13 protein-coding genes are annotated in these 14,472 nt (G+C 66.2%); 4 read left to right on the plus strand and 9 right to left on the minus strand.

Annotated elements, in window-relative coordinates:
• Positions 1 to 28: 28 nt before the first annotated feature.
• The 5 genes from WT26_RS24270 to WT26_RS24290 all read right to left on the minus strand — a co-directional run bounded on the left by WT26_RS24270 (position 29) and on the right by WT26_RS24290 (position 3,475).
• Positions 29 to 448 carry an organic hydroperoxide resistance protein gene (locus WT26_RS24270; protein WP_069274153.1) on the minus strand — a complete coding sequence of 140 codons (420 nt, stop codon included), beginning with the start codon at positions 446 to 448 and terminating at the stop codon, positions 29 to 31.
• 138 nt (positions 449 to 586) lie between these two features.
• Positions 587 to 1,039: a MarR family winged helix-turn-helix transcriptional regulator gene (locus WT26_RS24275; protein ID WP_069275130.1), complete on the minus strand. Its 453-nt coding sequence runs from the start codon at positions 1,037 to 1,039 to the stop codon at positions 587 to 589.
• Between the two features lie 115 nt (positions 1,040 to 1,154).
• On the minus strand, positions 1,155 to 1,979 hold the full coding sequence (locus WT26_RS24280; protein ID WP_069274154.1) for a BPSS1780 family membrane protein: 825 nt from the start codon (positions 1,977 to 1,979) through the stop codon (positions 1,155 to 1,157).
• A complete protein-coding gene (locus WT26_RS24285; protein ID WP_069274155.1) occupies positions 1,970 to 2,968 on the minus strand; it encodes a homoserine kinase in 999 nt (332 codons plus the stop codon). The genes WT26_RS24280 and WT26_RS24285 overlap by 10 nt, the downstream gene beginning before the upstream one ends.
• A 111-nt stretch (positions 2,969 to 3,079) precedes the next feature.
• Complete coding sequence (locus WT26_RS24290; protein ID WP_021160838.1) at positions 3,080 to 3,475, minus strand: hypothetical protein; 396 nt, start codon at positions 3,473 to 3,475, stop codon at positions 3,080 to 3,082.
• 139 nt (positions 3,476 to 3,614) lie between these two features.
• Here WT26_RS24290 and WT26_RS24295 point away from each other — a divergent pair, with 139 nt between their 5' ends.
• Entirely contained in the window at positions 3,615 to 5,141 is a 1,527-nt protein-coding gene (locus tag WT26_RS24295; RefSeq protein WP_059521464.1) for an AMP nucleosidase, read from the plus strand.
• 119 nt (positions 5,142 to 5,260) lie between these two features.
• On the opposite strand, the gene WT26_RS24300 is transcribed toward WT26_RS24295, so the two are convergent.
• Together WT26_RS24300 and WT26_RS24305 are read right to left on the minus strand one after the other, a co-directional pair.
• Positions 5,261 to 5,551: a hypothetical protein gene (locus tag WT26_RS24300; protein ID WP_069274156.1), complete on the minus strand. Its 291-nt coding sequence runs from the start codon at positions 5,549 to 5,551 to the stop codon at positions 5,261 to 5,263.
• 384 nt (positions 5,552 to 5,935) lie between these two features.
• A complete protein-coding gene (locus WT26_RS24305) occupies positions 5,936 to 6,694 on the minus strand; it encodes a TIGR00730 family Rossman fold protein (protein WP_034185732.1) in 759 nt (252 codons plus the stop codon).
• A 1-nt stretch (position 6,695) separates the two neighbouring features.
• Between WT26_RS24305 and polA the strand changes: the two genes are divergently transcribed.
• The 3 genes from polA to WT26_RS24320 all read left to right on the plus strand — a co-directional run bounded on the left by polA (position 6,696) and on the right by WT26_RS24320 (position 12,288).
• Complete coding sequence (polA, locus tag WT26_RS24310; RefSeq protein ID WP_059521461.1) at positions 6,696 to 9,449, plus strand: DNA polymerase I; 2,754 nt, start codon at positions 6,696 to 6,698, stop codon at positions 9,447 to 9,449.
• Between the two features lie 277 nt (positions 9,450 to 9,726).
• The gene (locus tag WT26_RS24315) at positions 9,727 to 11,073 is read left to right on the plus strand and encodes an NAD(P)/FAD-dependent oxidoreductase (protein ID WP_069274157.1); all 1,347 of its coding nucleotides are present in this window, start codon (positions 9,727 to 9,729) and stop codon (positions 11,071 to 11,073) included.
• 339 nt (positions 11,074 to 11,412) lie between these two features.
• Positions 11,413 to 12,288, plus strand: coding sequence for a dienelactone hydrolase family protein (locus tag WT26_RS24320; protein WP_059521459.1), 876 nt, complete (start codon positions 11,413 to 11,415; stop codon positions 12,286 to 12,288).
• Between the two features lie 54 nt (positions 12,289 to 12,342).
• Here the strand turns inward: WT26_RS24320 and WT26_RS24325 are convergent, their stop codons facing one another.
• Together WT26_RS24325 and WT26_RS24330 are read right to left on the minus strand one after the other, a co-directional pair.
• The gene (locus WT26_RS24325) at positions 12,343 to 13,212 is read right to left on the minus strand and encodes a sulfurtransferase (protein WP_069274158.1); all 870 of its coding nucleotides are present in this window, start codon (positions 13,210 to 13,212) and stop codon (positions 12,343 to 12,345) included.
• Between the two features lie 117 nt (positions 13,213 to 13,329).
• Positions 13,330 to 14,436, minus strand: coding sequence for an aromatic ring-hydroxylating oxygenase subunit alpha (locus WT26_RS24330; RefSeq protein ID WP_069274159.1), 1,107 nt, complete (start codon positions 14,434 to 14,436; stop codon positions 13,330 to 13,332).
• Positions 14,437 to 14,472 lie beyond the last annotated feature (36 nt).

Genomic DNA, 14,472 nt, shown 5'->3' on the forward strand with positions numbered 1-14,472 from the left:
CCCTTTTTGCATTTGGCGCAGCGGGCGATCAGACGACCGTCAGGCGCACCGGCACGTTGTTGCGCGTCGCGTTCGAATACGGGCACACGTGGTGCGCCTTTTCGACCAGCGCTTGCGCGTCGGCCCTGTCGAGCCCCGGCAGCGACACGCGCAGCTCGACGTCGAGCCCGAAGCCGCCTGCATCGTTCGGGCCGATGCCCACTTCCGCCGTGACCTGCGTGTCCGCCGGCAGCGCCTTCTTGTCCTGGCCGGCGACGAATTTCATCGCGCTCAGGAAACAGGCCGAGTAACCTGCGGCAAACAGCTGCTCCGGATTCGTGCCTTCCGCGCCCGTGCCGCCGAGTTCGCGCGGCGCGGCCAGCTTCACTTCCAGCTTGTTGTCGGCGGATACCGCGCGGCCGTCGCGGCCGCCCGTGCTCGTGGCGCTGGTCTTGTACAGAATGTTCATCGTGCAGCTCCTGTCGGGATAGAGGGAAGCGGTCCGGTCAGATGCTTACTACCGGCCACGGACAAAATATAGAACACAAATCATTAGTGTGCAAACTAAATTTCAAAAAAATTGCCCGGCGAGGCCGGGCTCGGATGGTCAGCGTTCGTTGGCGGCCGACAGCGCGTCGCGCAACTGGTGGAGATCGGTGCGCAGCCTGACCAGGAACTCGGGGGACTGCTGCATCGCGCAGAACAGATCGGCGGGTACCGAGCGCGCCTTTTCCCTGAGCGCGCGGCCGTCCGTTGTCAGGCGCACGTTCACGACGCGTTCATCGGCCGCGCTGCGGACGCGCTCGACGTAGCCGAGCGCCTCCAGCCGTTTCAGCAGCGGCGTGACCGTGGCCGGGTCGAGGTCGAGCCGCGCGGCGATGTCCTTGACGGCGATGTCATCGCGCTCCCACAGCACGAGCATCGCGAGATATTGGGGATAGGTCAGCGAGAGCTTGTCGAGCAGCGGCTTGTACGCCTTCGTCATCGCGTGCGAAGTCGAGTAGAGGGCGAAGCAGAGTTGCTCGTCGAGCGTCTGGGGCAGGGTGGGTAGGCGGTCCATGATGCGGCGTGCGGTGTCGGCGCAAAAGATTTGCATGCAAATGATTTTGCGCGCAAATGATTCGCTTGAACAGGGGAGCGAAGCCGGCGACGGATGCGCCGGCCGTGGGGAAGGATCAGCGGCCCGACGACGGCGTGGCCGGCGCATTCGGCTCCTGCACGCCGAAGCAGCCGCGATAGGTCGCGTAGAACGAGCAATAGACCATCGCGCCGATGATGGCCATCAACACCGGCATCATGAGCTTGAGCGTATCGATGCCCGCGCCGACCGCCTGCAAGACCAGCGACAGGACGAGCGACGTGCCGAGCGCGACGCCGAACCACAGCACGCCGTACACGACGAATGCGCCGCGATTGCGCCAGCAGCTGACGACGCTGAAGAACAGCGCCTTGGCGGGCGGCACGTCGTGCCACGCGACCAGCACCGGCGCGAACCAGAACAGCATCGCGACCGGCAGGTAGAGCAGCGTCGCGACCAGCAGCGAGAGGAGCGAGCCCGGCGGCACCACGAGCGCGTCCGGGCTCGTGTTCGTGCTTGCGTCACTCGTTGCGCCGACCATCGCGTTCAACATCGCGCCGCTGTCCACCATCGCCGCCGCCGCGACCACGAGCACCATCGACGCGACGTAGATCACGCCGAGCACGAGCAGCCGCTGGGTCGCGACGGTACCGTACGAGCGGAAGCCGTCGACGAGGATCGTCGGCATCACGGGCTTGCCGGCCACCGTGTCGCGGCAGGCGGCCATGAAGCCGACCGCGATGCCGGGAATGAACACCAGCGGCAGCGCGGAGCCGATCACGGGCACCATCGACACCAGCGTGATCGCCAGCAGGTACGTGAAGAACAGCGTGATGAACGCGAGCGGATTCCGGCGGAACAGCCAGATGCCTTGACGGAACCAGACATAGCCCGTTTTCGCGGGCACTTCGATCAGTTGCATGCGGTTTGGATCTCGGGAAGCGCGGGCGTATGCGCGATACGCTCGCGCAGGATGCGTTCGAAATGGCCGGGGTCGTGCGGCTTGAGCATTTCGGCCGCACGCGGCAGGTAGAAGTCGTACAGGCGCGACACCCAGAAGCGGTACGCACCCGCGCGCAGCATGTCGCTCCAGTGACGGCGCTCCCCGGCCGTGAACGGCCGCACGGTCTGGTACGCGCGCAGCAGCGCATCGGCGCGCGCGACGTCGAGCACGCCGGTCGCGAGGTCGACGCACCAGTCGTTGACCGTGACCGCGACGTCGAACAGCCACTTGTCGCAGCCCGCGAAATAGAAGTCGAAGAAGCCGCCGAGCCGCACGTCATGGCCGGTACCGGGCGCCGCGTGCGCGAACAGCACGTTGTCGCGGAACAGGTCGCAATGGCACGGCCCGGCCGGCAGCGCCGCGTAATCGTCCGACGCGAAGAAGCCGGCCTGGTGCGCGAGTTCGCTTTCCAGCAGCGCGCGCTGCGCGTCGGTGATGAACGGCAGGATGGCGGGCACGTTCTCCTGCCACCACGGCAGGCTGCGCAGGTTCGGCTGGTTGCGCGGATAGTCGCGGCCGGCAAGGTGCATGCGCGCGAGCATCTGCCCGACCTCGATACAGTGTTCGACCCCCGGCGCGAGTTCGGCCGAGCCGTCGAGCTTCGTGACGATCGCGGCCGGCTTGCCGTGCAGTTCGCCGAACAGCGCGCCGTCGTCACGCGGGATCGGATCCGGCACCGGCACGCCGTGGCCGGCCAGATGGCGCATCAGGTCGAGGTAGAACGGCAGTTGCTGCGCCGTCAGCTTTTCGAAGATCGTGAGGACGTACTCGCCGCGCGTCGTCGTCAGGAAGAAATTGCTGTTTTCGATACCGGACGGAATGCCGCGGAACGCAAGCACGTCGCCCAGTTCGTAGTGGCGCATCCATTGCGCGAGATCGGAGTCGGAAACAGCAGTGAAAACGGCCATGCGAGATACGTCGAGTCAGGTTGGGCGGGCACGCGTGCCGCGTGCGGCGCGAAAGGGAAGCGGGGAGAGCCCGTGCGCCGCCGCCGGGGCCGGCGCGGCGCGGGCGGAGCGTCAGTAGCGCAGGTTCAGCGACGGCAGGCGCGTGATCGGGATGCCCGCGTCGTGCGGCTTCGGCGACGTGTCGGGCGTCGAGCTCATCTGGTAGCGCGTGCCGAAGTTCGACTTCACGTCGATCTCGACCGGCTTGCCGCGATCGCGGTACTCGGTGACTTCGGTGCCGTTCTTGCTCTTTTCGTGGAAGCTCGGCGTGCGGCGGATGTCGGCGAAGTCGACTTTCGACGTGACTTCGGCGCCCGGCCGGTTGATCTTGCGGAGATCGGGCAGGCCGGCGGCCTCGTTGGCCTCGGCCCGTGCCTGCGCGTCGGCGTCAGGCGTGCCGCCGGCGGCGTAAGCGGCGCTGGCGGCGGCAAACGCGGCGGCAGCGACGACGAGAATGAGCGGCTTCATTGTGACTCTCCCAATTAACTGCTCAATTTTAGCAAATACTGCGCGCTGTCCGGCTGTCCGGCTGTCGGCTTGGCGGGGCGCGACCGTCTGCGCGACAAGGTTCCGTGGTAATGTCGTCGGATCAGACGAGGTGATGAAAATGAAGAACGATTTGAGCCGCCGGCACCGTGTGCTGACGCCCGAGAGCCCGTCGGTCGAGGCTTTCGACGATCCGGTCGCCGCCGTCGCGCGGCTGTCCGCCATTTACGACACGAACACGGGCTTCCTGCGTGACGCGTTCGCGCGCTATCGCCGCCACGAACCGATCACCGAGCACGTGCGCGCGTGCTACCCGTTCGTGCGGATCCGCACCGATGTCAACACGCACGTCGATTCGCGCCGCTCGTACGGTTTCGTCGCGGGCCCCGGCGTGTTCGAGACGACGGTCACGCGCCCCGACCTCTTCGCGAACTACTATCGCGAGCAACTGCGCCTGCTGGCGAAGAACCACCATGTGAAGATCGAGATCGGCGTGTCGTCGCAGCCGATTCCGATCCATTTCGCGTTTCCCGAAGGCATCCATCTCGAGGGCGAGCTCGACCGCGACCGCCTGCTCGCGATGCGCGACATCTTCGATACGCCCGACCTGTCGTATCTCGACGATCGCATCGTCAACGGCACGTTCGAGCCGGCGCCGGGCGAGCCGCATCCCCTCGCGCTGTTCACGGCCGCGCGCGTCGACTTCTCGCTGCACCGGTTGCGCCACTATACGGCGACGTCGCCCACGCATTTCCAGAACTACGTGCTCTACACGAACTACCAGTTCTACATCGACGAGTTCGTGAAGCTGGGCCGCACGGTGATGACGGAGAGCGACGATCCCGAGGTGCGCGCGTATCGCAGCCAGTACAGCTCGTTCGTCGAGCCGGGCGATGTCGTGACCTACAACGCGAACCTCGGCAGCGAGCCGGCCGAGGGCGCCGCGCCGCCGCGGCTGCCGCAGATGCCCGCGTATCACCTGAAGCGCGCGGACGGCAGCGGGATCACGATGGTCAACATCGGCGTCGGTCCGTCGAACGCGAAGACGATCACCGATCACATCGCGGTGCTGCGTCCGCACGCGTGGGTGATGCTCGGTCATTGCGCGGGGCTGCGCAACACGCAGCGCCTCGGCGACTACGTGCTCGCACACGGTTACGTGCGCGAGGATCACGTGCTCGATGCCGACCTGCCGCTGTGGGTGCCGATTCCGGCGCTCGCCGAAGTGCAGCTCGCGCTCGAGCGCGGGGTGGCCGACGTCACGCAGCTCGACGGCGTCGAACTGAAGCGCGTGATGCGCACGGGCACCGTCGCGAGCGTCGACAACCGCAACTGGGAGCTGCGCGATCATCGCGAACCCGTGCAGCGCCTGTCGCAGAGCCGCGCGATCGCGCTCGACATGGAAAGCGCGACGATCGCCGCGAACGGCTTCCGCTTCCGCGTGCCGTACGGCACGCTGCTGTGCGTGTCGGACAAGCCGCTGCACGGCGAGCTCAAGTTGCCGGGCATGGCCGACACGTTCTATCGCGGGCAGGTCGACCAGCATCTGCAGATCGGCGTGAGGGCGATGGAAATCCTGCGCACGAACGGGCTCGACAAGCTGCATAGCCGCAAGCTGCGCAGCTTTGCGGAAGTGGCGTTTCAGTAACGGCGGACGCACCGGCATTCCGTCCGCGCAACGACGAAGGCCGCTCGCGAACCTCGGTTCGCGAGCGGCCTTGTTGCTGGAGCACCGGGCGCGCACGGCGCCCGGACGTCAACGGCGACTCAGCACTCGCCCTTCTTCGCGTGCCCCGGCGGGCAGTGATAGCCGCCGTGGCCGCGATGGCGCTCGTGATCTTCCCACTCGCGGCGTTCCCAGTAGCGGTGGCCGTCCCAGTAGCGGTCGCCGTGCCAGCCGATCACGACCGCGGGCGCCGGCGCGACCACGACGGGCGCAGGGGCAACGACGACCGGTGCGGGCGTGCCGATGTTGACGTCGACGTTGACGGCGTGGGCGAGGCCGGACAGCGAGATGCCGAGACCTGCGAGGGCGGCGGCGAGCAGCGAGCGTTTCATGTTGTTTTCCCGAATGGTGTGGAGATCGCGGGCGACGAAGCGGATCGCCGGAGGCAGCGGACCTGTTCCGCGCCGCAATGCGCACCGCTGGATCGCAGTGTGCCGTTGCACCGAGGGAAAAGCGAGCAGGTTCTGTTACCGCAGATTGACGGCGCGTCGCCGACGCGGGGCCGGGCGGGATCAGGTGATTTGACAATGGCGCGCGGCAACGCTGCATTTGCTGTAGCGCAGCATGCGGCGAACGGCAGCCGGATTTGACGTTTTTGCGCCGAACGGCTTCGCGCGGCGTTACAAAATGACGCAAATCGCCCGCTGCCGGGCGCGGCGGGCAACCGCGCCGCGCGTGCCCGGCGAGCCCCGGTGGCGGGGCTCGGGCCGGGCGATTTACAGGTAGAACATCCGGTCTTCTTCGGGGCGCGGCGGATGGCCATCGTCGTCCGAACCTTCTTCCTCGCCGCTGTCCTCGTAGAACGCGAGCACGGCGTCGAGCACCTGGTCGGGATCGTCGATCACCTGCATCAGGTCCATGTCGTCCGGATTGATGAGGCCCATCGGGATCAGCTGGTCGCGGAACCACTGCAGCAGCCCCTTCCAGAATTCGCTGCCGACGAGGATGATCGGCACGAGGCGCGACTTCTTCGTCTGGATCAGCGTGAGCACTTCCGACAGCTCGTCGAGCGTGCCGAAGCCGCCCGGCATCACGATCACCGCATCCGAATTCTTCACGAACGTGACCTTGCGCGTGAAGAAGTGACGGAAGCGCAGCGAGATGTCCTGGTAGTGGTTGCCGGCCTGTTCGTGCGGCAGCTCGATGTTCAGGCCGACCGACGGCGCCTTGCCGGCGTGCGCGCCCTTGTTCGCGGCTTCCATGATGCCGGGGCCGCCGCCGGAGATCACGGCGAAGCCGGCGTCGGACAGCTTGCGTGCGATCTGCACGGCGAGCTTGTAGTGCGGCGTGTCGGGCTTGAGGCGGGCGGAACCGTAGATGCTGACGGCCGGGCGGATCTCCGACAGGTACTCGGTCGCCTCGATAAACTCTGCCATAATCGTGAACATCTGCCACGATGCGCGCGCCTTCTTGGCCGTCGCGCGTTCTTGATCTGCGAGCGAACGCAGACTCGGAATCACTTTTCTCTTGTTCATAATGCCTGAAGAACGAAATCTGGAAGGTAAGACCCTGCTATTGGTTGACGGTTCGAGCTATCTGTATCGGGCTTACCATGCGATGCCTGATTTGCGTGGCCCTGGCGGGGAGCCGACCGGAGCGCTCTACGGAATCATCAACATGCTGCGCCGTATGCGCAAGGAAGTCAGTGCAGAGTATAGCGCTTGCGTGTTCGATGCAAAGGGCAAGACGTTCCGTGACGACCTTTATGCCGACTATAAGGCAAACCGTCCGTCGATGCCGCCCGACCTTGCATTGCAGGTCGAGCCGATCCACGGTGCCGTGCGAGCGCTCGGCTGGCCGCTGCTGATGGTCGAAGGCGTCGAGGCCGACGACGTGATCGGCACGCTCGCGCGCGAAGCCGAGCGGCACGGGATGAACGTGATCGTGTCGACGGGCGACAAGGATCTCGCACAGCTCGTGACCGACCGCGTCACGCTCGTCAACACGATGACCAACGAGACGCTCGATCGCGACGGCGTGATCGCGAAGTTCGGCGTGCCGCCCGAGCGGATCATCGATTACCTCGCGCTGATCGGCGACACCGTCGACAACGTGCCGGGCGTCGAGAAGTGCGGGCCGAAGACGGCCGTGAAATGGCTGGCCCAATACGACAGCCTCGACGGCGTGATCGAGCACGCGGGCGACATCAAGGGCGTGGTCGGCGACAACCTGCGCCGCGCGCTCGACTTCCTGCCGCTCGGCCGCAAGCTCGTGACCGTCGAGACGGCCTGCGATCTCGCGCCGCATCTCGAGTCGATCGAAGCGTCGTTGAAGACCGACGGCGAAGCCCGCGACCTGATGCGCGACATCTTCGCGCGCTACGGCTTCAAGACCTGGCTGCGCGAAGTCGACAGCGCGCCGGCGGAAGGCGGCGGCGCCGATGCGCCGGAAGGCGAGCCGGCGCCGGTGGTGGCGGCCGACATCGTCCGCGAATACGACACGATCCAGACCTGGGCGCAATTCGACGCGTGGTTCGCGAAGATCGACACGGCTGCGCTGACCGCGTTCGACACCGAGACGACCTCGCTCGACCCGATGCTCGCACGGCTCGTCGGCCTGTCGTTCTCGGTCGAGCCGGGCAAGGCCGCGTACCTGCCGGTCGCGCACCGCGGTCCCGACATGCCCGAGCAGCTTCCACTCGACGAAGTGCTCGCGCGCCTGAAGCCGTGGCTCGAATCGGCCGATCGCAAGAAGGTCGGCCAGCACCTGAAATACGATGCGCAGGTGCTCGCGAACTACGACATCGAACTGAACGGCATCGAGCACGACACGCTGCTCGAATCGTACGTGGTCGAATCGCACCGCACGCACGACATGGACAGCCTCGCGCTGCGTCATCTGGGCGTCAAGACGATCAAGTATGAAGACGTGGCCGGCAAGGGCGCGAAGCAGATCGGTTTCGACGAAGTGGCGCTTGCGGAGGCCGCCGCATACGCGGCCGAAGATGCGGACATCACGCTGCAGCTGCATCACGTGCTGTATCCGCAGGTTGCACGCGAACCGGGCCTCGAGCGCGTGTATCGCGAAATCGAAATGCCCGTGTCGCTCGTGCTGCGCAAGATGGAGCGCACGGGCGTGCTGATCGACGATGCGCGCCTGCAGGCGCAGAGCACCGAAATCGCGACGCGCCTGATCGAGCTCGAAGGGCAGGCGTACGAACTGGCCGGCGGCGAATTCAATCTCGGCTCGCCGAAACAGATCGGGCAGATCTTCTTCGAGAAGCTGCAACTGCCGGTCGTGAAAAAGACGCCGAGCGGCGCGCCGTCGACCGACGAGGAAGTGCTGCAGAAACTGGCCGAGGACTACCCGCTGCCGAAGCTGCTGCTCGAGCATCGCGGGCTGTCGAAGCTGAAGTCGACCTATACCGACAAGCTGCCGCGCATGGTGAACCCGTCAACGGGCCGCGTGCACACGAACTACGCGCAGGCCGTCGCGGTCACGGGCCGTCTCGCGTCGAACGATCCCAATCTTCAGAACATTCCGGTGCGCACGGCCGAAGGCCGGCGGATCCGCGAGGCGTTCATCGCATCGCCGGGCCATCGGATCGTGTCGGCCGATTATTCGCAGATCGAACTGCGGATCATGGCGCATATCTCGGGCGACGCTTCGCTGCTGCGCGCGTTCTCGCAGGGCGAGGACATTCACCGCGCAACGGCCGCCGAGGTGTTCGGCGTGACGCCGCTGGAGGTCAATTCCGACCAGCGCCGAATCGCGAAGGTGATCAACTTCGGGCTCATCTACGGGATGAGCGCGTTCGGGCTCGCGTCGAACCTCGGCATTACGCGCGATGCGGCGAAGCTCTATATCGACCGGTATTTCGCCCGTTATCCGGGCGTCGCGCAGTACATGGAAGACACGCGCTCGGTGGCGAAGGAGAAGGGCTACGTCGAAACCGTTTTCGGTCGCCGCCTGTGGTTGCCCGAGATCAACGGCGGCAACGGGCCGCGTCGCCAGGCAGCCGAGCGGGCGGCGATCAATGCGCCGATGCAGGGCACGGCGGCCGACCTGATCAAGCTGTCGATGATCGCGGTGGACGACTGGCTCACGCGCGACAAGCTGGCGTCGCGGATGATCATGCAGGTACACGATGAACTGGTGCTCGAGGTACCCGACGGCGAGCTGTCGCTGGTGCGCGAGAAACTGCCGGAAATGATGTGCGGCGTGGCGAAGCTCAAGGTGCCGCTCGTCGCCGAAGTGGGTGCCGGCGCGAACTGGGAAGAGGCACACTGACCGGCGCCGCTACGCGCCCCCTGTGACCTGCGACATATTGTTGCAGAGGCGTCACTTCTTGAAACTGTTTGCTTGTGGTCAACGCGCAAGCTCCCGGACAATGCATGTCAGGCATCGCCTGACGGCGAAGCGCGGCGCGCTTCGTGCGCCGGGAGCGGGCGCGCGGATGTGGTTCGAACTGCACATCGATGATGTCCGAACTGGTTCGCCACGGAGCCGCCCAGCCGCGATCGGTATCGCGCGGCCGCGGCCGGTTTTGAACAGCAAGGGGGAACAGATGCATCGGATCATCATCGTAGGCGGAGGCGCGGGCGGCCTGGAACTGGCGACGCGGCTCGGCGACCGTTACGGCGCGCGCGGCAATCGTCCCGCGCGTGCGCTTGTCACGCTCGTCGACCGCAATCCGACCCACATCTGGAAACCGCTGCTGCATGAGGTCGCGGCCGGCAGCATGGATCCGTTCACGCAGGAGCTCGAATATGCGGCGCAGGCGCGCTGGCATGGTTTCGAATTCCAGCAGGGCGAGCTGACCGGGCTCGACCGCGCGGCGAAACGCCTGACGCTGTCACCCATCAACGACAGCGACGGCGAGGAACTGCTGCCGGCGCGCGAGCTGGAATATGACACGCTCGTGATCGCGATCGGCAGCACGACCCACTTCTTCGGCGTGCAGGGCGCATCGGAAAACGCGATCGCGCTCGATACGGTCGGCGAGGCCGAGCGTTTCCGCAAGCGGCTGATCGCCGCGTGCATGCGCGCCGAGCATCAGAATCCCGCGCCGGTGGAGGTGTCGGGCGACCCGTCGGCGCCGGCCGAGCCGCGCATCCAGGTCGTGATCGTCGGTGGCGGCGCGACGGGCGTCGAGTTGTCCGCCGAGTTGCGCAACACCGCGCAGGTGTTGTCGGCCTACGGGCTGCACAAGCTCGACCCGCGGCACGACGTCGGCATCGTGCTGATCGAATCGGGGCCGCGGATACTCCCGGCGTTGCCGGAGCGCGTGTCGTCGGCGACGGCCGACCTGCTCGAAAAGATCGGCGTGCGGCTGATGTTGAGCGAGCGCGTGACCGAAGTCGCGCCGGGCGTCGTGCGCACTGCAAGCGGCAAGATGGTGCGGGCCGACCTGACGGTCTGGGCCGCGGGCATCAAGGCGCCGTCCGTGCTCGCCAGCCTCGATGGCCTCCAGGTCAACAAGCTCGGCCAGCTTGACGTGCGCCGCACGCTGCAGACCTTTACCGACGACAACGTGTTCGCGCTCGGCGATTGTGCGGCATGCGCATGGCCCGGCAACGAGCGCAACGTGCCGCCGCGCGCGCAGGCTGCTCACCAGCAGGCGAGCTTCCTGCTGAAGGCGATCGGCTGTCGGCTCGACGGGCGCCCGCTGCCCGAATTCACCTATCGCGACCTGGGCTCGCTCGTGTCGCTCGGCCATTTCAGCGCGGTCGGCAACCTGATGGGCGGGCTGATCGGCGGCAACATGCTGATCGAGGGGCTGTTCGCGCGCTTCATGTACATGTCGCTGTACCGGATGCACATCGCCGCGCTGCACGGCTATCCGCGCATGATGCTCGACACGGTTGCGCACTGGCTGCGGCGCACGACGCTGCCGCGCGTCAAGTTGCACTGACGACGGCGTGATGCGGTCCTGGCGGGCGGGGAATGCGCGACGAGCGGATTCCCCGCCCGTCGCCGTTTGGGGGCGTACGCGCGCAGCCGGCTTCAGTCGTTCCGGCGACGCGTGCCGAGTGCGTCGAGCCTGATCGGGCGACACGTCGATTGCGCGTATCGAGATGGTCTCTTGCGCTCGGACAGTTGACGTGACAACGGATTATTGGGCATCTTGTCCGGGTTTCCGTTTGCGGCGTGTGCCAACAACCGCAGCGCCCGCGTCGTGGGCCGGCGCGATGCCCCGTCATGTCGAAGCCGTCGTCGGCGTGACGGCGGCGCCCAATCGAGGAGTGCATTCATGTTGAAACCCGAAGTCGACAGCCTGGTTCCCCACGTTCCGTTTTCGCGCCGCAAGTTCATGCAGGCCGCGCTGGGCGGTGCCTTCGCAGCGGCGGTGCTGCCCGTGTCGGCGCAGACGGTCACCACCGACAGCGAAGGGCTGGACGTCGACACCGTCGAGATCCGCTCGGGAGACGCGAGCGTGCCCGCGTATCGCGCGCAGCCGAAGGACAAGACGAACCTGCCGGTCGTCATCGTGATTCACGAGATTTTCGGCGTGCACGCGCACATCGCCGACGTCTGCCGCCGCTTCGCGAAGCTCGGTTATCTCGCCATCGCGCCCGACCTGTTCGCACGGCAGGGCAATGCGGCGAAGTATCCGACGATCAAGGATCTGTCCGAGCACATCGTCAGCAAGGTACCGGACCGGCAGGTGACCGAGGATCTCGATGCGACCGTCGCGTGGGCCGGCAAGAACGGCGGCGACCTGTCGCGTCTCGGTGTGGCCGGGTTCTGCTGGGGCGGCCGTCAGAGCTGGCTGTATGCCGAGCACAACCCGCACGTGCGCGCGGCCGTTGCATGGTACGGGTTCGTCGAAGGCAAGACCGACGAGATGACGCCGTTCAACCCGGTCGATCATGCGTCGTTGCTGAAGGTGCCCGTGCTCGGGCTCTATGGCGAGAAGGACGCGAACATTACGCAGGCATCGCTCGCCGACATGCGCAAGGCGATCCAGGCGAGCGATTCGAAGCTCGCGCGCGAATCGGAGATCGTCGTGTATCCGGATGCCGGCCATGCGTTCTTTGCCGATTACCGGCCGAGCTATGTGAAGGCCGATGCGGAGGAGAGCTGGAAGCGCGCGATCGCGTGGTTCCACAAGTACGGCGTGATGTAAACGAAACGCGGCGGCCGGGGCCGCCGCGTCGTCGACGTGCGTCCGTCGGATGGCTTACGGATTCGGGCCGGTTGCGACCGGTCGAGACGGATCGGCGCTCCATTCGCTCCACGAGCCCGGATACAGCGACGCGCCGTGCAGGCCCGCCACCTCCAGTGCAAGCGCATTGTGGCATGCGGTGACGCCGGAGCCGCATTGCAGGATCACGCGGTTCGGTTCGGTGCCCGCCAGCACCGCGGAAAACGCTTCGCGCAGTTCATGGCCGGTCTTGAAGCGGCCGTCCGCGGCGAGGTTGTCCTTGAAGAAGCGGTTGCGCGCACCGGGGATGTGGCCGCCCACACGATCGATCGTTTCGTTTTCGCCGCGGTAGCGCTCGGGTGCGCGTGCATCGATCACGACGCGCGCATGCGACGTCAGGTTCGCGAGCACGGCCTGCGCATCGACCGTCGATTCGAGCGGCGCCTGCGCGCGGAAGTCGCCGCGCGACGGATGCTGCGTTTCGGTCGCCAGCGGCTGGCCGGCTGCTTCCCAGGCCTGCAGGCCGCCGTCGAGCACGGCGACCGAATCGTGGCCGAGCCAGCGCAGCAGCCACCACAGGCGCGCCGCATAGGCGCCGCCCTGCGCGTCGTACGCGACGACCTGTTGGCCCTGCTTGAGCCCCCGGTCGACGAGCGTGGCGACGAGCGCGTCGCGGGTCGGTAGCGGATGGCGGCCGTTGGTGCCCGTCTTGCGGCCCGACAGGTCGCGGTCGAGATGAAGATACTGTGCGCCGGGGATATGGCCGGTCGCATACGCGGCTTCGCCGGCGGCGGGGTCGACGAGATCGAAGCGGCAGTCGAACAGCGCGACGCTGCCGGGCGCCGCCGCCAGGCGCTCGGCGAGATTGGCGGCGGAAATGAGCGTGGTGTAGTGGGTGTGTGGCATGACGGCTCCCTGGAGTGCGAATGGCCTGACATTCCAAGTCTAAACAAAAAAAGACGGGCCGAAGCCCGTCTTTTCGTCTGCCGGATGCCGTGCGGCGTCAAAGCGCCGCACCGGCTGTCAGAGGTCGCCGAGATGGCGGCGCAGGAACTCGTGGAAGTGCTGCATGCCGTCTTCCATCGGGCTCTGGTACGGGCCGACCTGCGACTCGCCGCGTGCCATCAGCGCACGGCGGCCTGCGTCCATCCGCATGGCGATCTCGTCGTCCTCGACGGCCGTTTCCATATAGGCGGCGCGTTCCGCCTCGACGAATTCGCGTTCGAACAGCGCGATTTCCTCGGGGTAATAGAACTCGACGATGTTGGTCGTCCTTTGCGGGCCGCGCGGGATCAGCCACGACACGACGAGCACGTGCGGATACCACTCGATCATCAGGCCCGGGTAGTAGACCATCCAGATCGCGCCGAACTCCGGCGGCACGCCGTTGCGGAACTTGAGCACCTGCTCGTGCCATTTCTGGTAAGTCGCGCTGCCTGGTTTCGCGAGGGCGTTGTGCACGCCGACCGTCTGCACGCTGTACCAGTCGCCGAACTCCCACTTGAGGTCGTCGCACGACACGAAGCTGCCGAGGCCCGGGTGGAACGGGACGACATGGTAATCCTCGAGGTAGACCTCGATGAACGTCTTCCAGTTGTAATCGCACTCGTGCACTTCGACGTGGTCGAAGTGGTACTCGGAGAAGTCGAAGTGATGCTTCGTGCCGAGATGGGCGAGATCGCGCGCGACATTCCGGCCTTCGGCTTCGAACAGCAGCCCCTGCCAGTTCTGCAGCGGGCTCTTGCCGAGGTTCAGGCACGGCTTGTCGGGGAAGTGCGGCGCGCCGAGCAGCTGGCCTTCCAGGTCGTACGTCCAGCGGTGCAGCGGGCACACGATGTTCTGCGTATGGCCGCGCCCGTTGAGCATGATCGCCTGCCGGTGGCGGCAGACGTTCGACAGCAGTTCGATCTGGTTCGCGGGATTGCGGACCAGCACGCGGCCTTCCTTCTCGGACGGCAGCGCAAAGTAATCCCCCGCCTCGGGCACCATCAACTCGTGCCCGATGTAACGAGGTCCTTTCTTGAAGAGGGTTTCGATCTCGCGCTCGAGTAGCGCCTCATCGAAATATGCAGTGACTGGAAGCTGGCTGTGGGCCGACTTCAACTGAAGCGCATCGCTCAGATTGGACATTCCCACTCCCGGTGTTAGCGTGAAAGCAGTGAACAA

Origin of the sequence: Burkholderia cepacia, from assembly GCF_001718835.1 — a bacterium.
In the GTDB taxonomy this organism is placed as follows: domain Bacteria; phylum Pseudomonadota; class Gammaproteobacteria; order Burkholderiales; family Burkholderiaceae; genus Burkholderia; species Burkholderia cepacia_F.